Consider the following 23776-nt stretch of genomic DNA (forward strand, 5'->3'; position numbering starts at 1 on the left):
CCGCTGCGCGCGGGGCGCTTCGGGGAGGTGCGCCGATGTGGATCGGCTGGATCGAGTTCGACGTGCTCCTCGGTGACATGCACACGCTGAAGGAGAAGCGAGCGATCGTCCGCCCGATCCTCGCCGACCTGCGGCGCACGACGGAGGCGAGCGTCGCCGAGGTCGGCGACCAGGACCTGCACCGGCGCGCCGAGGTCGGCGTCGGCGTGGTCGCGTCGGGCGCCGACCGGGTGACCGAGGTCCTCGATCGCGCCGAGCGGCTCGTGGCGGGCCGTCCCGAGATCACGCTGCTCTCGGCGCGCCGGCGGCTGCGGCAGAGCGACGACGACTGAGCGGATGCCGCGGGGCGCGCCGATGCTGCCGGCCACACTCGGCGCACGGCTCAGGCGACGCCCGCGCCGTCCTTCCACACCCGCGCCACGAGCGGCACCCCCGGACGGTAGGCGAGGTGCACGTGGCTCGGCGCGTCGAGCAGCGTGAGGTCTGCGCGCATGCCCGGGCGGATCGCCCCGACATCCGTGCGCCGCAGCGCCGCCGCACCACCGGCGGTCGACGCCCAGAGCGCCTCGGCCGGCGTCATGCCCATGTCCCGCACGGCGACGGCGATGCAGAACGGCAACGAGCTCGTGAAGCTCGACCCCGGATTGCAGTCGCTCGCGAGCGCGACGGTGACGCCCGCGTCGATGAGCCGGCGCGCGTCGGGGTAGGGCTGCCGGGTCGAGAACTCCACCCCCGGCAGCAGGGTCGCGACCGTGTCGGATGCCGCGAGCGCCGCGACATCCGCGTCGCTCAGGTAGGTGCAGTGGTCGACGGATGCCGCACCGAGCTCGACCGCGAGCTGCACACCGCCGCCCTCGCCGAGCTGGTTGCCGTGCACCCGCGCGCCGAGGCCCGCGGCGGCGCCCGCCTCGAGGACCCGCCGGGACTGCTCGGGCGTGAACGCGCCGCGCTCGCAGAACGCGTCGACCCAACGCGAATGGGGCGCGCAGGCGTCGAGCATCTCGCCGACGACGAGGTCGACGTACGCGTCGGGCCGGTCGGCATACTCCGCGGGCACGACGTGCGCGCCGAGGAAGGTCACCTCGTCGGTGACCTCGCGGGCGAGGCGCACGATCCGCTCCTCGGACGCGACGGAGAGCCCGTAGCCCGACTTCACCTCGAACGTGGTCGTGCCCTGGGCGTGCAGCTCGGCCACGAAGCCGGCGAGCCGCGCCCGCAGCTCGTCGTCGCTCGCAGCACGGGTGGCGGCGACGGTCGAGCGGATGCCGCCTGCCTCGTAGCGCTGCCCCGCCATGCGCGCGGCGAACTCCTGGGCCCGGTCGCCGCCGAACACGAGGTGCGTGTGGCTGTCGACGAACCCGGGGATCACCGCGCCGCCGCCGACGTCGACGATCTCCACGTCGGCGTCCCAGAGGGTGCGGTGCTCCTCGGCCTCGCGGCGGTCGGCGCGCTCGGCGGGGCCCGCCCCGCCCGCGAGATGCGCCTGCGCGTGCAGGGCGTGGCCGACCCAGGCGATGCGCCCGTCCTCGACGAGCAGGGCCGCGTCGCGCACGATGCCGAGCGGCCCGCCGTCGCGGTCGGGTGCCGGGTCGTTCGTCACGAGCTCGGCGACGCCCGTCAGCAGCATGCGTGTCGCTGCGGCGCCGTCGCTCATGCGTCGAGCATAGGCACGCGCAGCCCGCGCTCGCGAGCGACCTCGACGGCGCGGTCGTAGCCCGCGTCGACGTGGCGCATGACGCCGGTGCCCGGGTCGTTCACGAGCACCCGGGCGATCTTCTCGGCGGCGAGGTCGGTGCCGTCGGCCACGACGACCTGGCCGGCGTGGATCGAGCGGCCGATGCCGACGCCGCCGCCGTGGTGGATCGAGACCCAGGTCGCCCCCGACGCCGTGTTGAGCATGGCGTTCAGCAGCGGCCAGTCGGCGATCGCGTCGGAGCCGTCGGCCATCGACTCGGTCTCCCGGTACGGGCTCGCCACCGAGCCCGAGTCGAGGTGGTCGCGGCCGATCACGACGGGCGCGCTGAGCTCGCCCGAGGCCACCATCTCGTTGAACTTCAGGCCGGCGAGGTGCCGTTCCTGGTAGCCGAGCCAGCAGATGCGTGCGGGCAAACCCTCGAAGTGCACCTTCTCGCCGGCCTGGGTGATCCAGCGGCGCAGGTGCTCGTCCTCGGGGAAGAGCTCGAGGATCGCGCGGTCGGTCGCGGCGATGTCGGCCGGGTCGCCCGAGAGCGCGGCCCAGCGGAACGGTCCCTTGCCCTCGGCGAAGAGCGGCCGGATGTAGGCGGGCACGAAGCCGGGGAACTCGAACGCGCGGTCGTAGCCGGCGAGCTCGGCCTCGCGACGAATGGAGTTGCCGTAATCGAACACCTCGGCGCCCGCGTCCTGGAAGCCGACCATCGCGGCCACCTGCTTGGCCATGCTCCCCCGTGCGCGATCGGTGAACCCCTCGGGGTCCCGCTCGGCCTCGGCCTGCCAGTCCTCGAAGGGGACCCCCACGGGCAGGTACGACAGCGGGTCGTGGGCGCTCGTCTGGTCGGTCACGATGTCGACGGCGATGGCACCGGCGCGATGACGCAGCAGCAGCTCGGGGAACACCAGGGCGGCATTGCCGACCACGCCGACGGAGCGAGCCTCGCCGGCGTCCTTCGCCGCGACCACCCGGGCGATCGCCTGGTCGAGGTCGGTGTGGTACTCGTCGAGGTAGCCGTGTTCCACACGGCGCCGGAGGCGCGACTCGTCGACGTCGACGATCAGCACGGCGCCGCCGTTCATCGTGACGGCGAGCGGTTGCGCGCCGCCCATGCCGCCGCAGCCGCCCGTGAGCGTCAGGGTGCCGGCGAGGCTACCCCCGAACCTGGCCCGGGCGATCGCGCCGAACGTCTCGTACGTGCCCTGCAGGATGCCCTGCGTGCCGATGTAGATCCACGAGCCGGCGGTCATCTGGCCGTACATGGTGAGGCCGAGCTGCTCGAGCCGGCGGAACTCGGGCCACGTCGCCCAGTCGCCCACGAGGTTGGAGTTGGCGATGAGCACCCGCGGCGCCCACTCGTGCGTGCGGAACACGCCGACGGGCTTCCCGGACTGCACGAGGAGCGTCTCGTCGGCCTCGAGGTCTTCGAGGGTGCGCACGATCGCGTCGAACGCCTCCCAGTTGCGGGCCGCCTTGCCCGTGCCGCCGTAGACGATCAGGTCCTCGGGACGCTCGGCGACGTCGGGGTCGAGGTTGTTCATGAGCATGCGCAGGGGCGCCTCGGTCTGCCAGCTCTTCGCGGTCAGCTCGGTGCCGCGGGCGGCGCGGACGGTGCGCGGGCCGGTGACGGCTGCGGTGGGTGCGTCGGTCATGCCTCGATCTCATCGCACGCGGCATCCGGCGACAACGGATGCCACGGGGTGCCCGTCTGGGATGCCAGACGAACGGTGCGAGCCCCGGGTCAGCCGAGCGGGATGCCGCGGGCCGCCATGAAGGGCACCGCGTCGACGGCGACCCCGTCGAGGTGCACCTCGAAGTGGAGGTGGCATCCCGTGGAGGCGCCCGTGCTGCCCACCGCGCCGATCAACTGGCCGGCGGTCACCGTCTGGCCCGGTACCACGAAGGTGCCGCCCGAGACGAGGTGGCCGTAGCCCGTGGCGACGCCCGAGCCGTGATCGATGAGGATCCAGTTGCCGAGGCTGCCGTTCGGTGCGGCGTCGGCCACGACGCCGTCGGTCGCCGCGTACACCGGGGTCTCGCACGCGGCCGCGAGGTCCGTGCCGCGGTGGAAGTCGTTGACGCCGGGAACCGGCTTGACCGGGCGAAGTCCGAAGCCGTCGGTGATGTGTCCGGCCACGGGAAGCGCCCAGCCCTGGTCGCTCAGCTGCCCGGCGTCGGCCGGCAGCGACTGGATGAGGGAGATGCTGCTGGCTGCGACCCGGCTGTCCTCCGCGGCCCTGGCCTGCACGTCCTCGAGGTCCTGTCGGGCATCGGCGAGGGCCTGCTCGGCGTTCGCCACATCGTCTTCGAGGGCATCGACCGGCACCTCGTCGACGGCGGTCCAGGCGGCGTCGGCACGCTCCTGCGCGGTCTCGGCCTCGGCGGTGCGCTTCTCGACGATGGCGAGCAGCTTGTCGGCATCGCCGGAGATCTGCTCGACTCGGGCGAACCCGCCGAGTCCGGCGAGGAGGTCATGGCCCGCACCGAACGCCGCGGGCATCGAGGAGAGCGTGGCGCTGTCGCCGCCGCGTGCCGCGGCGACGTAGACGCGCTTCGCCGCATCGACGTCCTGCTGGGCGGCGTCGGCGACGTCCTGCAGTCGCTGCGCGACCGAGCGGGCCACCTCTTGCGTGGCGCGGGCGTCGGCGAGGGCGGCCTCGGCCTCGCGCAGCTCGGTCGTGGCTCGCGTGATCGCCGAGCGGGCGGCGACCAGTGCGGCGTTCTGGGCCTGGGCCGCTGCCGACACGGTGCGCGTGGTCGGACGGTACGACGAGCTCGTGCGCGGCGAGCCGGCGGAGGGTGCGGGCGCCTCAGTGCCGGGCGCCTCCGTGCCAGGCGGCGGCGTCGGGTCGCCGGTGGCCGGAGGCTCGGTGGGCTCAGGGGTCGGCGTCGGGTCGGGCGTGGGCGTCGGCGTCGGATCCGGAGTGGGCGTCGGAGTGGGCGTCGGATCGGGGGTCGGCGCCGGCGTCTCCGTCGGCGGAGCGGGCTCCTCGGTCGCTACGGGGTCGCTCGGCTCGTCGGTCGACGGAGGGTCGGTGGCCTCGTCGGTCGCGGGCGGGGTCGGCGCCGGCGTCTCGGTCGCCGTGGCATCAGACGACGTGCTCTCCGAGGTCTCGGGGGGCGGGGTCTCTTCCGCGTAGGCGGGGGCCGCGCCGAACGCGCCGAACATGACGACGACGGTGGCCGCCGCGAGGGCGACGCCACCACGACGCGCGCCCCGGGCGTACCAGGGGCGATCCTCGCCGAAGTCCGTGCAGCGTTGCGTCATGTGGTTCCGTTCGGGTCACGGCCGAGGCCGCTGCCGTCCAGTCTGTCATCGAGGCGGGAGGGAGACAACCGTTCTGCCCCTTCGTGCCTGCCCCAGTCGGGGGGACGTCCTGATCACCCCGGAAGAACCTTTTCGCACGTTTCAGTCGAGCGCGCCGGTCGCCTCCGAGGCCCGCGCGACGACCGCGCCCGACGCCACGAGTGCCGTGAGCGCCTCGATCTCGGGGGAGAGGAAGCGGTCGGCGCCGGGCACCGCACCCACCTCGGCGGCCAGCGCCACGACGCCACCGGTGGCGTCGCCCGGCTCGAGCGGCGCGCGCAGCGCCAGCCCTCGGGCGGCGGTCATGACCTCGATCGCGAGCACCCGGGTGAGCCCGTCGATCGCGCGGCGCAGCTTGCGCGCGGCGGCCCAGCCCATCGACACGTGGTCCTCCTGCATCGCCGACGACGGGATCGAGTCGACGGATGCCGGCACGGCGAGCCGCTTCAGCTCCGACACGATGCCCGCCGCGGTGTACTGCGCGATCATGAGGCCCGAGTCCACGCCGACCTCGTGTGCGAGGAAGGGAGGCAGGCCCTGGTTGCGCGCCCGGTCGAGGAACCGGTCGGTGCGCCGTTCGCTCATCGACGCGACATCCGCCACCGCGATCGCGAGGAAGTCGAGCACGTAGCCGACCGGGGCGCCGTGGAAGTTGCCGTTCGACTCGACGCGGCCGTCGAGGGTCAGCACGGGGTTGTCGACGGCGCTCGCGAGCTCGGCCTCGGCGACGGATGCCGCGTGCGCGAGGGTGTCGCGGGCCGCACCGTGCACCTGCGGCGCGCAGCGCAGGGAGTAGGCGTCCTGCACTCGGGTGCACTCGGGGCCCTTGTGGCTCGCGACGATGGGCGACCCGGCGAGCAGGCGTCGGAGGTTCGACGCCGACACCGCCTGCCCGCGCTGGGGACGCAGGGCGTGCAGGTCGGCGGCGAACACCGCGTCGGTGCCCATGAGTCCCTCGACGCTCATCGCGGCGGCCACGTCGGCGGTCGTGAGGAGCATCCGCAGGTCGTCGATCGCGAGGGCGAGCATGCCCAGCATGCCGTCGGTGCCGTTGATGAGGGCGAGGCCCTCCTTCTCGGCGAGGCGGAGGGGCGTGATGCCGGCCGCCGACAGCGCGCTCGCGGCATCCGTCGCCTCGCCCTGCGCGTCGCGCACCTCGCCCTCGCCCATCGCGACGAGGGCGCAGTGCGACAGCGGCGCGAGGTCGCCCGAGCAGCCGAGCGAGCCGTACTCGCGCACGACGGGGGTGATACCCGCGTTGAGGATCGCCGCGTAGGTCTCGGCGGTCACGCGGCGCACGCCGGTGCGGCCGGTCATGAGGGTGGAGAGGCGCAGCAGCATGAGCGCGCGCACGACCTCGCGCTCGACCTCGGCGCCCGAGCCCGCGGCGTGCGAGCGCACGAGGCTCGCCTGCAGCTGGGCGCGGCGGTCCTCGGCGATGAAGGTCGTGGCGAGCGCGCCGAACCCGGTCGAGATGCCGTAGTGCGGCTCGGGATCGGCGGCGAGGCCCTCGACGATCGCGCGGCTCGCGGCGACGCCGTCGAGCGCCGCCGGGTCGAGCACGACGGATGCCCCGTGCCGGGCCACGGCGACGACCTCGCCGATCGTGAGGGGGCCGGTGCCGACGGTGACGGATGCCGCGGCGGTCGCGGGCTGGGCGGGCGCGATGGTGCTCATGCCTCCGATTCCACACCGCCGTCGCGCGCGCGGGAATGCTGCCGCCGCGGCATCCGTCCGGTATCCCGGACGCGCGGGTAAGATTGGGTGCGCCGACACGACGCCGCGCCGGCGAAGCGTCGTCGAGAGGTCGCGAAGTGCTGGATTCCACGCCGCCGAGCGACCATTCGCGACCACTCGGCGCGCGCGACGGCGGGTCGTCCGGCTCGAAGGTGCCTGCGGCCGACCAGACGCTCGCGATCCTCGCGCACCTCGCCGCGCAGCGCGGCCCGGTGCCCGCGGCGACGATCGCGCACGCGCTCGGCCTGCCGCGCTCGACGGTGTACCACCTGCTCGCCGTCATGCAGGAGCGCGGCTTCGTCGTGCACCTGCCCGAGGACCGGCGCTACGGGCTCGGCATTGCCGCCTTCGAGCTGTCGAGCGGCTTCAGCCGCCAGCAGCCCCTCGCGCGGCTCGGCCGCCCGCTCGTCGCCTCGCTCGTCGACCGGCTGGGCGAGTCGGGCCACCTCGCCGTGCTGCACGGACGCGACGTGCTGTACCTCGTCGAGGAGCGCGCCCCCCGCCGTCCGTCGCTCGTCACCGACGTGGGCGTGCGCCTCCCCGCGCACCTCACGGCGACCGGCCGGGCAATGCTCGCCGAGCTTCCGCCGGCGCAGCTGCGCGCGCTCTATCCCGATCGGGCGGCGTTCGCGGTGCGGCATCCGCAGGGCGAGACGGCCGAGGCGGAGGCCGCCGGCTGGAGCTACGGGCGGCTGAAGCGCGTGCTCGCCGACGTGCGTGCGCGCGGCTGGGCGGACGAGGACGGCGAGGTCACCACCGGGCTCGCCTCGGCGGGGGCCGCCGTGGTCGACCACCTGGGGTGGCCGGCCGCCGCCATCGCGGCGACGTTCCCCGACGACGCGGCGCCCGAGTTGCAGGACCGCGCGGTCGAAGGCGTGCGGGAGGCAGCGGCGACGCTCTCGCGGCGCATCCGCGGCATCCGCTGACCGGCGCATCTTCGAAGTCCCCGCCAGCACTCCAAGGAGCCCAGTACTCTCGAGGTCCCACGTCACGCGATGAGGAGCCAAGATGACAAGCCCGCGCCGCCGGATCCGCGTCGCCCGCTTCGGCGGCCCCGAGGTGCTCGAGCTCGTGACCGACGACGCCGGGGAGCCGCGGCGCGGTCGCGTGCGCGTGCGCATCACCCACGCTTCGCTCGGCTCGACCGACGCACTCGCCCGCCAGGGAGGCTATCTGCTGCAGCCGCGGGCGGGATTCACCCCGGGCTACGACTTCCTCGGGGTGATCGAACGCACGACAGCGGATGCCGCGGCACGCGGGCTCGTCGAGGGCGCCCGCGTCGCCGCCTGCCTGCCGCGCATGGGTGCCCACGCCAACCTGATCGACGTGCCGGCGAGGCTGCTCGTGCCCGTGCCCCGACGCCTTGGACTCCGCGGTGGCGGCTTCGCTTCCAATCGACGTGGTCACGGCCGCACTGGCATGGTCGCTGATGCACCCGAAGGCCGGTCGCGCCGTGCTCGTGCAGGGGGCGAGCGGCTCCGTCGGCCGACGGGTCGCCGCGCAGGCGATCGCAGCGGGGCATCCGGTGTTCGGCACCGCGTCAGCCTCGAACCGCGACGCGATCGAGGCGCTCGGCGCGACGTGGATCGACTATCGCGAGGCCGGGTGGATCGAGCGGCTTCGCGCCGCCACCGGCGGCGTGAGCGCGGCCGTCGACCACACCGGCGACCCTGCCGTGCGTCGGGCCGTGTCGCCGGACGGCAAGGTCGTCCGGCTCTCGTTCGTGGGCCGTCGCGGCCACGAGCGAGGCGATACGGTCAGGGGCGGCCTTGGCGCGGTCTGTCGATCCTTCGCGCATCCCGCGGAGCGCGTCGTCTCGGTGCCGCTGTTCGTCGCGACCTGCCCGGGCCGCTATCGCGCACTCCTCGCAGGGCAACTCGAGCGTGCGGCGCGCGGCGAGATCGTCGTTCCCGAGGTGGAGGTGCTGCCGCTGGGCGATGCTCGGGCCGGTCACGCCCGCCTCGACGCGAGGCTCACCGGCCACAAGCTCGTGCTCGCGCCATGAACCCACCCCGGGGTCGGATGCCGCGCGAGCGCCGCGGCCTCAGGCGTGCGGCGCGAGCCAGCGCCGCAACGTCCGCGTGACGAACGGGAGCACCCAGTACGTCATGATCGGCGTGAGCACGAGCGTCGTCGCGAGCACCTTCCACACCACGGCGAGCTCGTTCCAGCCCGGCACGAACGCGGTGACGAGCAGCGTGAACACGAGGTTCACCGGGAAGAAGCCGAGCCAGATGGTGACCGCCTGCTTCCAGCGCGGCGGGGCGGGCGGCAGCTCGAGGTCGCCCTCGGCGCCGGTCGTGGCATCCGCCGCGGGCACCGAGCCGGTCGCCGGCTCGTCGAACCAGCCCTCGATGCCCGTGCGCCGCCGGCTTCGCTCCGACTTCACGAAGCCCTCGCCCATCGACAGCCACCAGCTGCGCTCGGTCGACCGCTCCCACGCCTCGAGGGTCTCCTCGCTCGCGAAGCGGTAGAGCATGTGCCACACCTGCGAGCGCTCGCCCGCGCGCACCCAGCCCGAGCCGAGGAAGCCCGGGTACTTGTTCGCGAGGTTCACGCCCGTCTGCACCCACGCGGTCGCCTCCGCGATGTGCGCGGGGTCGACCTCGCGCCGGATCGACACGGTGATCGGATCAGTCGCCATGGACCCATCCCACCGCATCGCGGTTTCAGTGCGGTAACGGATGCCGCGGGCTGAGGGCCGCGCCGAGCCGGGCGACGATCCGGTGGCTGCCCCGCAACGCGACCCACAGCAGCAGGAGCGCGACCGCCGCGGGAACCGGCCAGAACCCCGCCACGAGCAGCACCGCCACGCCCGCGACCCCGCAGATGACGTCGATCGCCGTCGTCGCGGTGCTGGCCCGCGCGGCCGATGCGTCGACCGTGCCGTGCGGCCGCTCGAAGCGCGCGAAGCCGAGCGTGACCGGCACGACGGCCGCCGCGGCGACGCCCAGCCACAGCGGCCGCGTCGCCCACCACTCGATGCTGAGCGGCTCGGGCAGCGGCATCCCGACGAGGGCGTTCGCGACCAGGCTGAGGCCCGCCAGCGCGACGAGCACGGGCAGGTGCCAGAGGTAGACCGTCATGGCGCGTTCGCCGACGGACGAGATGAGCCGCGAGGCATCCGCTCGCTCGACCCACGCCGCGATGCGCGGGCGGGCGAGCTGGAAGAGCGCGAGCTGCGCGACGCCCAGCACGACCAAGCACACGGTGGGCGGGTTGAGGTTGACCAGCATGTCGACGGGGTAGGGGCCCGCAACGGTGAGCGCCAGGTTGGCAGCCACGGCGCCACCCGCGAACGTGAGCAGCCTGCCGGGAGCGAGCCCGTCGAGCGTGCCGTCGGCCAGGTGGAAGCCGAGCTGCTGCACGAGCAGCCACACGAGCAGGAGGTTGGCGAAGCCGATCGCCTCGACGCCGGTCGCCATCCGCACGATGTCGACGGCGACGACCGCCGCGAGGAGTGCCAGCGGCGTGAGGATCCGCGCACGCTCGTGGGCGCGCAGCATCACCGGCACGAGCGCGGAGATCGCGATGTACACGCCGAGGAACCAGAGCGGCTGTCCGATGCGGTACCCGGCCGTCGCGACGAGGTCGGCGGGCAGGCCGGCGACCGCCAGCGCAGCGAGCGCTGCGGACACCACCACCACGAGCGCGACCGCCGGACGCACGAGCCGCTCGAGCCGGGAGCGCACGTAGTCGGCCGGCGTCGCGCCCCGCGCCCGCATGGAGCGCCAGTGGTGGAAGCTCGAGAACCCGCCCGCGATGAAGAACAGCGGCATGATCTGCACGACCCAGCTCACCGGGCCGAACCACGCCTGGCCCTCGAGCGCGTTCTCGAGCACCGGGCCGGCCGCGCCCACGCTGACGCCGCACATCATCGCGTGCAGGAGGAAGACCGCCACGAGCAGCACGATGCGGACGGCGTCGACGCTCGGGTCGCGGGCGACCCGCGTGCCCCCTGCGATTCGCGCAGCGGATGCCGCTGGCGGGGCGGATGCCGCAGCGCGGCGCTCGATCGTGTCGGTCATGGTGCCCCATCCCGGGCGGCCCGTCCGCCCTCGCGGGGCAGGTTAGGGACGCGGCGATGAGCGGGGCATCACCCGGCGGAGCCGTCTCGCACCCCTACCGGCGTAGGGGCCGGACGCGTGCGGCGCGGTGCCGTGCGGGGCGGGGGGCGCTATGCGCCCGGCTGCACGAGGCCGGTGTCGTACGCGAGCACGACAGCGTGCACCCGGTCGCGCAGGCCGAGCTTCTGGAGGATCTTCGACACGTGCGTCTTCACGGTCTGCTCGGCGATGAACAGGGCCGACGCGATCTCGGAGTTCGACATGCCGCGACCGACGAGCGTGAGCACTTCACGCTCCCGGTCGGTGAGCTGGGCGAGCCGGTTGCCCGACGGCTTGGGTGCGGGCGCAGACCGGGCGAAGTCCTCGATGAGCCGGCGGGTCACGCTCGGCGCGAGCAGCGCGTCGCCGCCCGCGACGATCCGTACCCCCGCCACGAGCTCCTCGGGCATGGCGTCCTTGAGCAGGAACCCGCTCGCGCCGGCGCGCAACGCCTCGTACACGTACTCGTCGATGTCGAACGTCGTCAGCATCAGCACGCGCGGCACGTAGTCGCTGCTGCGTGGCGGCGTCTGCAGCGCACGCGTCGCCTCGATGCCGTTCAGCTGCGGCATCCGCACGTCCATCACGACGACGTCGGGGCGCAGCTCGCGCGCGAGTGCGACGGCCTCGGCGCCGTCGGCGGCCTGTCCGACGACCTCGATCCCCGGTTGGGCGGCGAGGACGGCCGCGAATCCGGCGCGCACCATCGCCTGGTCGTCGGCGATGAGCACCGAGATCGTCACGCCGTTCCTCCGTCCGCGCCGAGCGGCAGGGTCGCGAGCACACGATAGCCGCCGCCAGGGAGCGCCCCGTGCTCGGCACGCCCGCCGAGCAGGGTGGCGCGCTCGCCGATGCCGACGAGCCCGTGGCCGCCGCCGACGGAGTCGGGCGCCGTGTCATCCGACCCCGAGGCATCCGGAGCGCCCGGGGCCGGATCGTTCTCGACCGAGACGACGAGGTCGCCCGCGAGCACCTCCACGCCGACGTGCGTCGTCGCCCCGGGCGCGTGGCGCACCACGTTGCTCAAGGCCTCCTGCACGATGCGGTACGCCGCCGTCGACGCGAGGCCGTCCTGCGGCAGGTGCTCGCCGAGCTCGAGCGTCACGGGCACGCCGGCGCGTTCGACGGATGCCGCGAGCGCGCCGAGCTCGCCGAGCCCGGGCTGCGGGGTGGTCTCCGGAGCCGCCTCCGCGCTGCGCAGCACCCCGAGGAGCTGTCGCATCTCGGTCATCGCACTTCGGGCGGATGCCGCGATCTCGGCGAACTCCGCCTTCGCCGCATCGCTCAGCCCCTCGACTCGGTACGGCGCACTCGTCGCCTGCACGTGGATGATCGACAGGCCGTGCGCGACCACGTCGTGGAGCTCGCGGGCGATGCGGTTGCGTTCCTCCACGAGCACCCGCCGCTCCTGCTCGGAGGCCGAGTGCGCCCGCTCGCGGAAGAGCTCCGCGGTGACGACCCTGCGCTGTGTGATGAGCAGCGCGATCGGCAGGGCGATCGCCGTGATCGCGGCCGCGGCGATCTCGTTCGCTGCCGCGCCCACGTCGACGAAGGCGAACGGCACCGTGACCACCACGCCCGCGAGCCAGACGCCGAACATGCCGGCCCAGCTCACGCGCATGAGCCCCAGCACCAGCAGCAGTGCGAACTGGCCGATGATCGTCGTGACCGGCCACGGCCACGGGGCGCCCTCAGACGGGGCGGACAGCACGGCGAAGGCGAGGATGCCGGCCGTCGCGAGTCCGGCCGCCACCCAGTGGAAGCGCACGGCCAGCGGGATCGCGGCCGACAGCGCGAGGCTGGTCGCGAAGGCGGCGAGCAGGTGCACGCCGTAGAGGGTGGCGGCGAGCGGCACCGAGACGGCGAGGAGCAGCACGGCCAGCACGCACGTGGCGAGCCAGAGCCAGGCGCGCAGGCGCCGATCGTCGGCGAGCGCCCACCCCACGGTCGCCCGGCCCGCGGCGTGCGGCGGATCGGGTGCGATCGGAGGTGCGGCAGGATGCTGGGTGTCGTCCATGGTGCCAGCAGCCTGTCACGGCGAGCGGGGCCGTGGCATCCCTCGCCGGAGCGAACCCCAGCCCGTACCGCAGTAGGGGGCAGGGGCGCCTCAGCCCCGCTGCGACTCCTCGGCCGACGGCACGAGTCCGTCGACCGCCGTGGGAGGCCGCATCGCCGCCGACGCCCGGACGTCGCGGGCCAGCTGCTCGCGGTTCTTCGCGATGAGCCGGTCGTCGCGCAGCGGGAGCTGCACGTGCTCCTCGGCGATCACGCCGGCGCGCAACTGGCGGGCTCGCTCCACCTCGGTGTCGAGCACGGCGCCGAACAGCATCGCGAGGTTCGACATCCAGAGCCAGAGCAGGAACGCGATCACGCCGCCCACGACCCCGTAGGTGCGCTCGTACTGCCCGAGCCCGAAGACGTACACGCCGAAGAGCGTGGTCGCGAGCACCCAGGTCAGGAGCGCGGCGACCGCACCGACGCTGAACCAGCGGAGGTGGCGTCGGCGCACGTTGGGGGTCGCCCAGTACAGCAGCGCCATCACGACGATGCCGATGCCGGCGAGCACGGGCAGCTTCAGCAGGTCCCACCAGAAGACGACGCCCACGTCGAGGCCGAACACGTGCGCGACCGACTCGGCGACCGGTCCGGTGAGCACCAGTCCGACGGCGGCGATCGCGACGAGCACGACGACCACGGCGGAGGTGGCGATCATCTTCGGCCGCATCTCCCAGAACGGCCGGCCCTCCTCCACGCCGTAGATGCGGTTCATCGCGCGGCCGAACGAGCCGAGGTAGCCCGACGCCGCCCAGAGCAGCGCCACGATGCCGGTGATGAAGGCGAGGGTCGCGTGCGAGGCATCCACGAGTCCTGCGAGAGGTTCCTGCATGGCGCCGGCGAACTCGCTGCCGCCGAGGTCCTCGACCACCTGCAGCACGTTCTTGGCGCCCGACTCCGCGCTGCCGAAGACCCCGACCGCGGCCAGCGTCGCGAGGAGCGCGGGGAAGATCGACAGCACGCCGTAGTAGGTCAGGGTCCCGGCGATGTCATAGGCCTGGCTGATCCGGAAGGAATGCCACGTGCGGGTCAGGATGACGCGCCAGTCGCCCGTCGAGAGCTGCACTGGTGAGTCGTCGGACATGGTGTCCTCCCTGATGGACCGGCCCCCGCGAGCCTACGGGCGGGCGCGGCGGGGCGGACAGGGGTTGCCGGGGCGGGTCAGCCGAGATACGCGTGCAGGAACGCTGCGACGCGGGGGCGCAGCGCGTCGTCGAGGATGCCGATGGAGTGGTTGGCGCCCGGCACCACCTCGAGCCGCACCGGCACACCCGCTGCGTTGAGGGTGTCGGCGAACCGTTGCGACTGCGCGAGCGGCACGATCTCCTGCTGCGCGTGCCCGATGAAGAACGGCGGATCGGTCGGGTCGACCCGGTTCGCCGGCGAGGCCTCCGCCTGCTGCGGGCAGGCCTCGAGGCCCGAGCCCGGATCGCAGCCGAGGTACTCGCCCACGATCCCGCTGAGCCACGCCGACCCGCCGTCGGCGGCGAGCTCGGCCGCCGAGAGCCCGACCGGGCCCGACAGCTCCGCGACCGCCGCGACGCGCGAGCCTTCATCGAGCGGCCCCTCGCCCGTGGTCCCGAGCAGTGCCGCGAGGTTGCCGCCCGCCGACCCGCCGAACGCGCCGATGCGCGCCGGGTCGATGCCGAACCGCTCGACCTGATCGGGGGCGCGCAGCCACTCGACCGCGAGCGCCACGTCGTCGATCGCGGCGGGGAAGCGCGCGTCGGGCACGAGCCGATAGTTGACGGATGCCGCGACGAAGCCCTCGCTCGCGAGCCACTCGCACACGTTCCGCCAGTCGGCGTTGGCCTTGTCGCCGCGGGCCCAGCTGCCGCCGTGGATCGAGACGACCGCCGGACGTGCGGCGACGAGCGCGTCGGGCGCGGGGCTGCACACGTCGAGCGTGAGCAGGGTGCCGTCCTCGCGGGTGCCGTACTCGAGATCGGCCTGCACGTCGATGCCGGCGGGCGGCGTGAAGGTGCGGATGCCGATGATCTCGGCGCTGCCGACTTCGCTCGCGGCATCCGGACCTGATGGATCGATCTCGCGCAGCTGCGTGTGGAACCCGGAGAGCGCTCCCACGCCGACGATGGCCGCGATGGCGGCCAGCGCGGCCGCGGCCGCCCGCCTGAAGCGGGTGCCTCGACCGCCTGCGATACGGGTCGAGGTCACACCGGGCTCCGGGTTCAGGGGTGCCAGTGATGCTATCTCACCTTCGCGATTTCATGCAGTCTGCGTGGCGTCGGCCTACGGGCCGCTCACTACGCTGGGCGCGACGTGCCTGGGGTCCGCACATCGACGGTTCGACCCGGAGCGCGAGAACGCGAGGGGGCTCCACATGACCGACGACCCGCAGACCACGCCGAACCCCTCCACGCCACCGCCGGCAGGGGCTTCCGCCGCAGAGACCGGTCCCGCCGCCGAGCCGAAGCGCTCGTCCGGCGTGAGCCGCGGCTTCCTCATCGGCGTCGGCGTCGCGATCGTGCTGCTCTCCTTCCTCGCCTCGTTCCTCGGCGCCTCGCTCGCGCGGTCGAACGACACGGTCGAGGCCGCGCCCACGCCCACGGCGACGGAGGCGCAGCTCGACGAGGCCGCCTACGAGGAGGCGATCAAGGAGATCCTGCCGGCGGGTTCGGCCGTGCGTGCGGGTACCGGGGTGCCCACGGCGGGCAAGGGCTACGAGGGCGACGTCTACATCGACATCTCGAACTCCGACGTCTACCTCTTCAAGGACGGCGAATGGACGCTCGTCGGCAACATCCGCACCTCGGCGGCCGAGAACCTCACCGGGGCGACCGGTGCGACCGGGGCCACGGGCGAGACCGGCGCCACCGGCGAGACCGGGGCGACGGGCGAGGCCGGAGCACCGGGCGCGCCCGGCACGCAGATCCTGCTCGGACAGGGCGAGCCGGAAGCCGACGCCTGCACGGCGGACGGCGACATCTACATCGACACCGCGACCGCGCCGGTCTCGTTCTACCAGTGCGGCGAGGGCGCGTGGACGCTGGTCTACCCGCCGGCCACGACGGAGCCGACGGCGGAGCCCACTCCCGCGCCGGAGGGCTGATTCGCGGAACGACGTCACCGAGCGGCATCCGACATCGCGGGTGCCGCTCGGCGCTTTCCCAGCCGATTTCCGGTATCGTTGCCGAGTCGGTTCTGGACACCGCGCTGTGCGCGGATGGGTTTGTGAGTCCAAAGGGCCGGTTTCGAGGCGAACGGCCCTCGGATAGTCACCGTATGTGAACGGCCCCGGTCGACGATGTTCCGGGTTCTCAGACCTGCTGCGCGCTTCGTGCGCCCGGCGGGCCTGCCATGTACTTCAGTACAACCCAGGAAGTGTCACCCATGCCCAAGAACAAGAAGCCCGCCGGCGGACGACCGGCCAAGAACTTCGATCCCTCGTACGCGAAGGACGGCTCCAAGGGCGGCCCGGCGCGCGCCGGATCGGCCAAGCCCGGCTCGCGCAGCGCGGGCCACCGCGGCTACCGCCCCGAGGAGGACGCCCCCCGCAAGGAGCGTTGGTCGCGCGACGAGCGCGTCGCCACCGGCCGCGCCCCCCACCGCTCGGTGCGTGACGGCCGTGACGAGCGCGCCCCCCGCTCGTTCGACCGCGACGACCGCGCCCCCCGCCGCGACGACCGCGACGCACGTCCGGCTCGCTCGTTCGACCGCGACGACCATGCGCCCCGTCGCGAGTTCGACCGCAACGACCGCCCGGCTCGCTCGCACTACCGCGAGGACCGTCCGGCCCGTTCGTTCGATCGTGACGACCGCGCGCCTCGGCGCGACGACCGCGCTCCCCGTTCGTTCGACCGTGACGCGCGTCCTGCGCGTTCGTTCGACCGCGATGCGCGCCCCGCTCGTTCGTTCGATCGCGACGACCGCGCGCCCCGTCGCGAGTTCGATCGCAACGACCGCCCGGCTCGCTCGTTCGACCGTGACGCGCGCCCGGCGCGTTCCTTCGATCGTGACGACCGTGCGCCTGGCCGCGACCGCGACGACCGCCCCGCGCGTTCGTTCGACCGTGACGCGCGCCCGGCCCGTTCGTTCGACCGTGACGCGCGCCCGGCGCGTTCCTTCGATCGTGACGACCGTGCGCCTCGCCGCGACCGCGACGACCGCCCCGCCCGCTCGTTCGACCGCGATGCGCGTCCCGCCCGCTCGTTCGATCGCAACGACCGTCCGGCTCGGTCATACGACCGCGACGACCGCGCGCCCCGCCGCGACGTCGACCGCCCCGGCTTCAAGGACTCCGGTCGTCGCGAGTCGAGCTTCTACCCGGCCAAGGAGCAGGGTCACCGCTTCTCGCCGAACGACGACGTCGTGCTCGAGCGGCTCGAGGCCGACGCCATCCAGGCGACCGAGGTCGACGGCGTGACGTTCGCCGACCTGGGCCTGGGCGCCAACGTCGTCCGCGTGCTCGCGGAGCTCGGCGCCGAGTCGCCGTTCCCCATCCAGGCCGCGACGATCCCCGCCGTGCTCGAGGGCCGCGACGTCCTCGGCCGCGGCAAGACCGGATCGGGCAAGACGATCGCCTTCGGCGCCCCCACCGTCGAGCGCCTCATGACGCTCTGGGCGGAGTCGGGCAAGGCGGGCGGCAAGCGCCAGATGGGACGCAAGCCCCGCGCCCTCATCCTCGCGCCGACCCGTGAGCTCGCCCTGCAGATCGACCGCACGGTGCAGCCGATCGCGCAGAGCGTCGGCCTCTTCACCACGCAGATCTACGGCGGCGTGCCCCAGGCCCGCCAGGTGGGCGCCCTCCAGCGCGGCGTCGACATCGTCATCGGCACGCCGGGCCGCATCGAGGACCTCATCGAGCAGCGTCGACTCGACCTGTCCGAGGTCGTCGTCACCGTCATCGACGAGGCCGACCACATGTGCGACCTCGGCTTCCTCGAGCCGGTGCAGCGGATCCTCCGCCGCACGGCCCAGGGCGGCCAGAAGCTGCTCTTCTCGGCCACCCTCGACAAGGGCGTCGCGACGCTCGTCGACGAGTTCCTCGTCGAGCCGGCCGTGCACGAGGTCGCCGGTGAAGACCAGGCCTCCTCGACAATCGAGCACCGCGTGTTCATCATCGAGAACCGCGAGAAGCGCGACATGGTCGCCCAGCTCGCCAACCGCGAGGGCAAGACCCTCGTGTTCTCGCGCACCCGCGCCTTCGCCGAAGACCTCACCGAGCACCTCGAGGACTACGGCATCCGTGCCGTCGCGCTCCACGGCGACCTGAACCAGTCGCGCCGCACGCGCAACCTGCAGCAGCTCACGAGCGGCCGGGTCAACGTGCTGGTGGCGACGGATGTCGCGGCCCGCGGCATCCACGTCGACGACATCGACCTCGTGATCCAGGCCGATGCTCCCGACGAGTACAAGACGTACCTCCACCGCTCGGGCCGCACGGGCCGCGCCGGCAAGGAGGGTCGCGTCGTCACGCTCATCCCCGGCAACCGCCAGCGTCGCATGACCGACCTCCTCGGTCGCGCCGAGATCGACGTCGACTTCGAGCGCGTCGCGCTCGGCGACGACGTCTGGGGCGAGTCGGTCGAGTTCGTGGCCGAGGTCGAGACCGTCGAGGTCGTCGAGGTTGCGACCGACGAGGACGCCGCACCGGCCGTCTGACCCATCCGCTCGCACTGAGCATGCGAAGGCCCGTCTCCCGAGTGGAGGCGGGCCTTCGTCATCCCCAAGGAGCAGGCGGTCCGACCGGGACCACGGTCGGCGACTGGCGCACGCGGCATCCGTTTGCCATAATTACTACCTGAACGGTCGGTCAGGAATTCTTGACCGGATGCCGGGACGCCGCCCGCCTACGCTGGGAACGCGGCGTTCGATCCGAGACAGTGCGGTCAGGAGACTCTGTGTCCAGAAGTGTTGGCATGGCCGAGGCCTACCTCGTCGGCGGAGTGCGCACCCCGGTCGGCCGCTACGGCGGCGGCCTGGCGGGAGTGCGACCCGATGACCTCGCGGCCCTCGTGGTCGGCGAGCTCGTCCGGCGCACCGGGCTCGACACGGCCGGTGAGCTCGGCGCGATCGACGAGGTGATCCTCGGCGCCGCGAACCAGGCCGGCGAGGACAACCGCAACGTCGCCCGCATGGCGGTGCTGCTCGCCGGCCTTCCCGACGAGGTGCCCGGCGTGACGCTCAACCGGCTCTGCGCCTCGGGCATGTCCGCGATCACGATGGCCGCGCAGGCCATCCGCGCGGGCGACGCCGACCTCATCATCGCGGGCGGCGTCGAGTCGATGACGCGGGCGCCGTGGGTGCAGGCCAAGCCCGACAAGGCGTGGGCACGTCCGGGCGCGGCCTACGACACGTCGATCGGCTGGCGCTTCCCGAACCCGAAGCTGCAGGCCCGTGACAAGGCCACGTACGCCATGCCCGAGACGGCCGAGGAGGTCGCCCGCGTCGACGGCATCACGCGCGCCGACGCCGACGCGTTCGCCCTGCGCAGCCAGCAGCGGGCGGCCGCCGCCATCGCGGCGGGGCGGTTCGAGGCCGAGATCGTCGGCGTGCCGACGCACAAGCGCGAGGTCCTCGTCGACGAGGGTCCGCGCCCCGAGACCACGCTCGAGGCGCTCGCCGGTCTGCGGCCCGTCGTGGCCGGTGGTTCCGTGGTCACGGCCGGCAACTCGAGCGCGCTGAACGACGGAGCCTCCGCGATCCTCGTGGCGAGCGGCGCCGCGGTCGAGCGACTGGGCCTCACGCCGCGAGCCCGGGTCGTCACCGGCACGAGCGCCGGCCTCGCTCCCGAGATCATGGGCCTCGGCCCCGTGCCCGCCACCGAGAAGGCCCTCGAGCGCGCCGGCCTCGACCTCGACGAGATCGGCTCCGTCGAGCTCAACGAGGCCTTCGCCACGCAGTCGCTCGCGTGCATCCGCCGCCTCGGCCTCGACCCCGAGCGCGTGAACGCCGACGGCGGGGCGATCGCCCTGGGGCATCCGCTCGGCTCGTCGGGCTCGCGGCTCGTCGTGACCCTGCTCGGCCGCATGGAGCGCGAGGACTCGCGCTACGGACTCGCCACCATGTGCGTGGGCGTCGGGCAGGGCACGGCGCTCATCGTGGAGCGCGTGTGATGGGCGCGGCGCATCCCCTGCCCGAGGGCGACGCCGCCGACGGCCCGCTGCGGGTCGAGCGGTTCGACGACCGCGTGGTCGCCACGCTCAACCGGCCCGAGAAGAAGAACGCGATCGACCAGGCCACGATCGACGCGCTGCACGTGCTCTGCGCCGAGCTCGAGGCGATCCCGCGCATCCTGATCCTCACGGGCGTCGGCGGCGTGTTCGCCTCGGGCGCCGACATCGCGGAGCTTCGTGAACGGCGAGCGGATGACGCGCGCCGCGGCATCAACGCGAACGCGTTCGTGCGCGTGCACGAGCTGCCGATGCCCGTCATCGCCGCCCTCGACGGGTACGCCCTCGGCGGCGGCGCGGAGCTCGCCTACGCGGCGGACATCCGCATCGCGACGCCGCGACTGCGCATCGGCAACCCCGAGACCGGGCTCGGCATCATCGCGGCGGCCGGTGCGAGCTGGCGCCTGAAGGAGATCGTGGGCGAGGCCCGGGCGATCGAGCTGCTGCTCACCGGGCGGGCGATCGACGCCGACGAGGCGCGCGAGATCGGGCTCGTCAGCGAACTGCATCCCGTCGACGAGCTCCTGCCCGCCGCGCACGCGATCGCCGATCGCATCGCCCGGAACGACCCGGCGGCGACGATCGCGACGAAGCGGGTCTTCCGCGCGCCGCGCGCCGACCACCCCGCCGTCGACCTCGAGACGCAGGCCGCGCTCTTCGAGAGCCCCGAGAAGTTCCGTCGGATGACCGAGTTCCTGGAGCGACGCGCCACCGAGAGGAAGTACACGTGACCGAGACCGCGACCGGTGCCCCGTCCGACGTCGGCGTGCTCGGCGGTGGACGCATGGGCGCGGGCATCGCGCACGCGTTCCTGCTCGCCGGGTCGCGCGTCACGGTCGTCGAGCGCGACGCGGATGCCGCAGCCGCGGCTTCGACGCGCGTGCTCGAGTCCGTCGCGGCATCCGTCGCCCGCGGAACCGCCGACGATGAGGAGTCGGCCATCGCCGCCCGGTTCGCCACGAGCACCGAGGTGCGGGACTTCGCCGGCTGCGGGCTCGTCGTCGAGGCCGTGCCCGAGGACCTCGAGCTGAAGATCGACGCGCTCACCCGCGTCGAGGCGGTGCTGCCGCCCGAGGCCGCGCTCGCCTCGAACACGTCGTCGATCTCGATCGACCAGCTCGCCGCCCTGCTCGAACGCCCCTCGCGGTTCCTCGGGATGCACTTCTTCAACCCCGTGCCCGCGTCGACGCTCGTCGAGATCGTGCGCGGCGCGGCATCCGACGGCGTGCTCGTGGCGGAGGCGCGCGAGTGGGTGCACGCGATCGGCAAGACCCCGATCGTCGTGACGGATGCCCCGGGCTTCGCGTCGTCGCGGCTCGGGGTGGCGCTGGGGCTCGAGGCGATCCGCATGCTCGAGGACGGCGTGGCCTCGGCGGAGGACATCGACGCGGCCATGACGCTCGGCTACAAGCATCCGGTCGGGCCGCTGCGGCTGACGGACATCGTCGGGCTCGACGTGCGCCTCGGGATCGCCGAGTACCTGTCGTCGACGCTCGGCGAGCGGTTCGCGCCGCCCGCGCTGCTGCGTCGCATGGTCGACGAGGGCAAGCTGGGCCGCAAGTCGGGCGAGGGCTTCTACCTGTGGGATGCGCCGTGATCCACGGACACTCGAATACGACGAAGACGACGAAGACGGGGAACGAACGATGAGCCAGACGAACGAGATCCTGCCGAGCTACGTGAAGGGTGCGTGGTGGTCCCCCGATGCGGCCGCCGTCGACGCCGCGGGCGGGGCGACCGAGGTGCGGGACGCATCGACCGGCGACGTCGTCGCGCGCGTCTCGACCGAGGGCCTCGACCTCGGCGGGGCGCTCGAGTACGCGCGCACGGTCGGACAGGCCTCCCTCGGCGAGCTCACGTTCCATCAGCGGGCCGTGCTCCTCAAGCAGATGGCCCTCGCCCTCACCGAGCGCAAGGCCGAGCTGTACGAGCTGTCGAGCCGCACCGGCGCCACGAAGCAGGACTCGTGGGTCGACATCGACGGCGGCATCGGCGTGCTCTTCACCTACTCGGGCAAGGGCCGTCGCGAGATGCCGAACTCGAAGGTCTACGTCGACGGCAACGTCGAGAACCTGTCGAAGGACGGCTCGTTCCTCGGCCGGCACATCTACACGCGGCTGCCGGGCGTGGCGGTGCAGATCAACGCGTTCAACTTCCCGGTGTGGGGCTCGCTCGAGAAGTTCGCGCCCGCGTTCCTCGCCGGCATGCCGACGCTCGTGAAGCCGGCGACGCCGACCGGCTACGTCGCCGAGGCGTTCGTGCGCATCCTCGTCGAGTCGGGGCTGCTGCCGGAGGGCTCGCTCCAGCTCGTGTCGGGCAGCGTGCCCGACCTCTTCGATCACCTGCGCCTCGGCGACCTCGTGGCGTTCACGGGCTCGGCGTCGACCGCCGAGCGCCTGCGCCAGCACGAGGCCGTGCAGACCGGCGGCGTGCGGTTCACCGTCGAGACCGACTCGATCAACGCGAGCGTGCTCGGCTCCGATGCGGTTGCGGGAACGCCCGAGTTCGACGCGTACGTGAAGCAACTCGTCGTCGAGATGACGAGCAAGGCGGGCCAGAAGTGCACGGCCATCCGCCGGGCGATCGTGCCCGCGGCATCCGTCGACTCGGTGATCGACGCCGTGCGCGCGCGCATCGCCGAACGCGTGGTGCTCGGCGACCCTCGCGCCGAGGGCGTCACGATGGGTCCGCTCGCGTCGACCGGGCAGCGCGACGAGGTGCTGCGCCAGGTCGCGAAGCTGCAGGCGTCGGGCGGCGAGCTCGTGATCGGGTCGACGGACGCCCCGAGCGTCGTGCAGGCCGACGGCGCGACCGGTGCGACCTCCGACGGCGCCTTCGTCGCCCCCATGCTGCTGCGGTTCACGGATGCCACGAGCCCTGCCCTGCACGAGGTCGAGGCGTTCGGGCCGGTCGCGTCGATCGTCGGCTACGACTCGCTCGCCGAGGCCTCCGCGCTCGTGGCGCGCGGCGGCGGATCGCTCGTCACGAGCGTCGCGACCCACGACCCGGAGGTGGCGATCGCGCTGGCGACGGGGATGGCCGCCTACAACGGTCGCGTGCTGTTCCTCGACCGCGACGACGCCCGCTCGTCGACGGGTCACGGCTCGCCGCTGCCGAACCTCGTGCACGGCGGACCGGGTCGCGCCGGCGGCGGCGAGGAGCTCGGCGGCATCCGTGCGGTGCTGCACCACATGCAGCGCACCGCGGTGCAGGGGTCGCCCGAGATGCTCACCGCCCTCACGGGCGTCTGGCACCAGGGCGCGGCGTCGCAGCCCGGTGGCGAGCACCCGTTCCGCAAGTCGCTGGCGGAACTGCGCATCGGCGACCAGGTCGTGTCGGCGTCGCGCACCGTGACGCTCGAGGACATCGAGACGTTCGCCGCGTTCACCGGCGACACGTTCTACGCGCACATGGACGAGGAGGCCGCCGCCGCCAACCCGTTCTTCCCGGGCCGGGTCGCGCACGGCTACCTGCTCGTGTCGTGGGCGGCGGGGCTCTTCGTGGACGCGGCACCCGGTCCCGTGCTCGCGAACTCGGGGCTCGAGAACCTGCGGTTCATCACGCCCGTGTCTCCCGGTGACACGATCCGCGTCGAGCTCACGGCGAAGCAGATCACGCCGCGTGAGACCGACGAGTACGGCGAGGTGCGCTGGGACGCCGTGCTGAAGAACCAGGACGACGAGCTCGTGGCGACCTACGACGTGCTGACGCTCGTGGCGAAGGAGCTGGCGCCCGAGGCGGCGTAGGC

The 23776-nt window shown here is 73.3% G+C and carries 19 protein-coding genes and 1 pseudogene; 10 read left to right on the top strand and 10 right to left on the bottom strand.

The genetic code is table 11. The annotated features are described in order from the left end of the window. Positions 1-35 precede the first annotated feature (35 nt). Complete coding sequence (locus tag AC1DZA_RS00690) at positions 36-332, top strand: DUF503 domain-containing protein (protein ID WP_476771296.1); 297 nt, start codon at positions 36-38, stop codon at positions 330-332. 50 nt (positions 333-382) lie between these two features. Here the strand turns inward: AC1DZA_RS00690 and hutI are convergent, their stop codons facing one another. The 4 genes from hutI to hutH all read right to left on the bottom strand — a co-directional run bounded on the left by hutI (position 383) and on the right by hutH (position 6674). After that, positions 383-1654 (bottom strand): imidazolonepropionase, encoded by a 1272-nt coding sequence (gene hutI, locus AC1DZA_RS00695; protein ID WP_476771297.1) that lies wholly within the window; start codon positions 1652-1654, stop codon positions 383-385. Next, entirely contained in the window at positions 1651-3342 is a 1692-nt protein-coding gene (gene hutU / locus AC1DZA_RS00700) for a urocanate hydratase (RefSeq protein ID WP_476762329.1), read from the bottom strand. Before hutU ends, hutI begins: the two co-directional genes overlap by 4 nt. An 89-nt stretch (positions 3343-3431) precedes the next feature. Beyond that, the gene (locus tag AC1DZA_RS00705; protein WP_476771298.1) at positions 3432-4958 is read right to left on the bottom strand and encodes a M23 family metallopeptidase; all 1527 of its coding nucleotides are present in this window, start codon (positions 4956-4958) and stop codon (positions 3432-3434) included. A gap of 141 nt (positions 4959-5099) precedes the next feature. Beyond that, on the bottom strand, positions 5100-6674 hold the full coding sequence (gene hutH, locus AC1DZA_RS00710; RefSeq protein WP_476771299.1) for a histidine ammonia-lyase: 1575 nt from the start codon (positions 6672-6674) through the stop codon (positions 5100-5102). 212 nt (positions 6675-6886) lie between these two features. Here hutH and AC1DZA_RS00715 point away from each other — a divergent pair, with 212 nt between their 5' ends. The 3 genes and pseudogenes from AC1DZA_RS00715 to AC1DZA_RS00725 all read left to right on the top strand — a co-directional run bounded on the left by AC1DZA_RS00715 (position 6887) and on the right by AC1DZA_RS00725 (position 8739). Beyond that, a complete protein-coding gene (locus AC1DZA_RS00715; protein ID WP_476771626.1) occupies positions 6887-7660 on the top strand; it encodes an IclR family transcriptional regulator in 774 nt (257 codons plus the stop codon). Positions 7661-7742: 82 nt separating this feature from the next. Further along, positions 7743-8078 (top strand): annotated as a pseudogene (locus AC1DZA_RS00720) (alcohol dehydrogenase catalytic domain-containing protein); the annotation flags it as partial. Positions 8079-8163: 85 nt separating this feature from the next. Beyond that, positions 8164-8739 (top strand): MDR/zinc-dependent alcohol dehydrogenase-like family protein, encoded by a 576-nt coding sequence (locus AC1DZA_RS00725; protein ID WP_476771300.1) that lies wholly within the window; start codon positions 8164-8166, stop codon positions 8737-8739. Between the two features lie 39 nt (positions 8740-8778). Here the strand turns inward: AC1DZA_RS00725 and AC1DZA_RS00730 are convergent, their stop codons facing one another. The 6 genes from AC1DZA_RS00730 to AC1DZA_RS00755 all read right to left on the bottom strand — a co-directional run bounded on the left by AC1DZA_RS00730 (position 8779) and on the right by AC1DZA_RS00755 (position 15070). After that, positions 8779-9378, bottom strand: a complete 600-nt coding sequence (locus tag AC1DZA_RS00730) for an antibiotic biosynthesis monooxygenase (protein ID WP_476762548.1) — start codon at positions 9376-9378, stop codon at positions 8779-8781. A gap of 25 nt (positions 9379-9403) precedes the next feature. Continuing rightward, positions 9404-10762 carry an acyltransferase family protein gene (locus AC1DZA_RS00735; RefSeq protein WP_476771301.1) on the bottom strand — a complete coding sequence of 453 codons (1359 nt, stop codon included), beginning with the start codon at positions 10760-10762 and terminating at the stop codon, positions 9404-9406. 149 nt (positions 10763-10911) lie between these two features. Beyond that, the gene (locus tag AC1DZA_RS00740; RefSeq protein ID WP_476762546.1) at positions 10912-11583 is read right to left on the bottom strand and encodes a response regulator; all 672 of its coding nucleotides are present in this window, start codon (positions 11581-11583) and stop codon (positions 10912-10914) included. Next, positions 11580-12857, bottom strand: a complete 1278-nt coding sequence (locus tag AC1DZA_RS00745; RefSeq protein WP_476771302.1) for a sensor histidine kinase — start codon at positions 12855-12857, stop codon at positions 11580-11582. Before AC1DZA_RS00745 ends, AC1DZA_RS00740 begins: the two co-directional genes overlap by 4 nt. Before the next feature lie 90 nt (positions 12858-12947). Continuing rightward, positions 12948-13979 carry a YihY/virulence factor BrkB family protein gene (locus AC1DZA_RS00750; protein ID WP_476771303.1) on the bottom strand — a complete coding sequence of 344 codons (1032 nt, stop codon included), beginning with the start codon at positions 13977-13979 and terminating at the stop codon, positions 12948-12950. A 77-nt stretch (positions 13980-14056) separates the two neighbouring features. Further along, a complete protein-coding gene (locus AC1DZA_RS00755; RefSeq protein WP_476771304.1) occupies positions 14057-15070 on the bottom strand; it encodes an alpha/beta hydrolase in 1014 nt (337 codons plus the stop codon). Between the two features lie 166 nt (positions 15071-15236). Between AC1DZA_RS00755 and AC1DZA_RS00760 the strand changes: the two genes are divergently transcribed. From AC1DZA_RS00760 to paaZ, 6 genes are all read left to right on the top strand, one after another. After that, positions 15237-15965, top strand: coding sequence for a hypothetical protein (locus AC1DZA_RS00760; RefSeq protein WP_476771305.1), 729 nt, complete (start codon positions 15237-15239; stop codon positions 15963-15965). Positions 15966-16246: 281 nt separating this feature from the next. Further along, positions 16247-18517: a DEAD/DEAH box helicase gene (locus AC1DZA_RS00765; RefSeq protein WP_476771306.1), complete on the top strand. Its 2271-nt coding sequence runs from the start codon at positions 16247-16249 to the stop codon at positions 18515-18517. A 257-nt stretch (positions 18518-18774) separates the two neighbouring features. Then, positions 18775-19971, top strand: coding sequence for an acetyl-CoA C-acyltransferase (locus AC1DZA_RS00770; protein WP_476771307.1), 1197 nt, complete (start codon positions 18775-18777; stop codon positions 19969-19971). Beyond that, positions 19971-20759: an enoyl-CoA hydratase/isomerase family protein gene (locus AC1DZA_RS00775; RefSeq protein WP_476771308.1), complete on the top strand. Its 789-nt coding sequence runs from the start codon at positions 19971-19973 to the stop codon at positions 20757-20759. The genes AC1DZA_RS00770 and AC1DZA_RS00775 overlap by 1 nt, the downstream gene beginning before the upstream one ends. Next, entirely contained in the window at positions 20756-21625 is an 870-nt protein-coding gene (locus tag AC1DZA_RS00780; protein WP_476771309.1) for a 3-hydroxyacyl-CoA dehydrogenase family protein, read from the top strand. Before AC1DZA_RS00775 ends, AC1DZA_RS00780 begins: the two co-directional genes overlap by 4 nt. A gap of 49 nt (positions 21626-21674) precedes the next feature. Continuing rightward, a complete protein-coding gene (gene paaZ / locus AC1DZA_RS00785; protein WP_476771310.1) occupies positions 21675-23774 on the top strand; it encodes a phenylacetic acid degradation bifunctional protein PaaZ in 2100 nt (699 codons plus the stop codon). Positions 23775-23776 lie beyond the last annotated feature (2 nt).

Source organism: Agromyces sp. P2_B3 (assembly GCF_056404815.1).

Bases quoted from the DNA above. Each gene is read 5' to 3' on its own strand.
- hutI (WP_476771297.1), bottom strand. From the start codon at position 1,654: ATGAGCGACGGCGCCGCAGCGACACGCATGCTGCTGACGGGCGTCGCC.
- AC1DZA_RS00750 (WP_476771303.1), bottom strand. From the start codon at position 13,979: ATGTCCGACGACTCACCAGTGCAGCTCTCGACGGGCGACTGGCGCGTC.
- AC1DZA_RS00775 (WP_476771308.1), top strand. From the start codon at position 19,971: ATGGGCGCGGCGCATCCCCTGCCCGAGGGCGACGCCGCCGACGGCCCG.
- AC1DZA_RS00765 (WP_476771306.1), top strand. From the start codon at position 16,247: ATGCCCAAGAACAAGAAGCCCGCCGGCGGACGACCGGCCAAGAACTTC.
- AC1DZA_RS00760 (WP_476771305.1), top strand. From the start codon at position 15,237: ATGACCGACGACCCGCAGACCACGCCGAACCCCTCCACGCCACCGCCG.
- AC1DZA_RS00735 (WP_476771301.1), bottom strand. From the start codon at position 10,762: ATGACCGACACGATCGAGCGCCGCGCTGCGGCATCCGCCCCGCCAGCG.
- hutU (WP_476762329.1), bottom strand. From the start codon at position 3,342: ATGACCGACGCACCCACCGCAGCCGTCACCGGCCCGCGCACCGTCCGC.
- AC1DZA_RS00725 (WP_476771300.1), top strand. From the start codon at position 8,164: ATGCACCCGAAGGCCGGTCGCGCCGTGCTCGTGCAGGGGGCGAGCGGC.
- hutH (WP_476771299.1), bottom strand. From the start codon at position 6,674: ATGAGCACCATCGCGCCCGCCCAGCCCGCGACCGCCGCGGCATCCGTC.
- paaZ (WP_476771310.1), top strand. From the start codon at position 21,675: ATGAGCCAGACGAACGAGATCCTGCCGAGCTACGTGAAGGGTGCGTGG.
- AC1DZA_RS00705 (WP_476771298.1), bottom strand. From the start codon at position 4,958: ATGACGCAACGCTGCACGGACTTCGGCGAGGATCGCCCCTGGTACGCC.
- AC1DZA_RS00730 (WP_476762548.1), bottom strand. From the start codon at position 9,378: ATGGCGACTGATCCGATCACCGTGTCGATCCGGCGCGAGGTCGACCCC.
- AC1DZA_RS00690 (WP_476771296.1), top strand. From the start codon at position 36: ATGTGGATCGGCTGGATCGAGTTCGACGTGCTCCTCGGTGACATGCAC.
- AC1DZA_RS00770 (WP_476771307.1), top strand. From the start codon at position 18,775: ATGGCCGAGGCCTACCTCGTCGGCGGAGTGCGCACCCCGGTCGGCCGC.
- AC1DZA_RS00745 (WP_476771302.1), bottom strand. From the start codon at position 12,857: ATGGACGACACCCAGCATCCTGCCGCACCTCCGATCGCACCCGATCCG.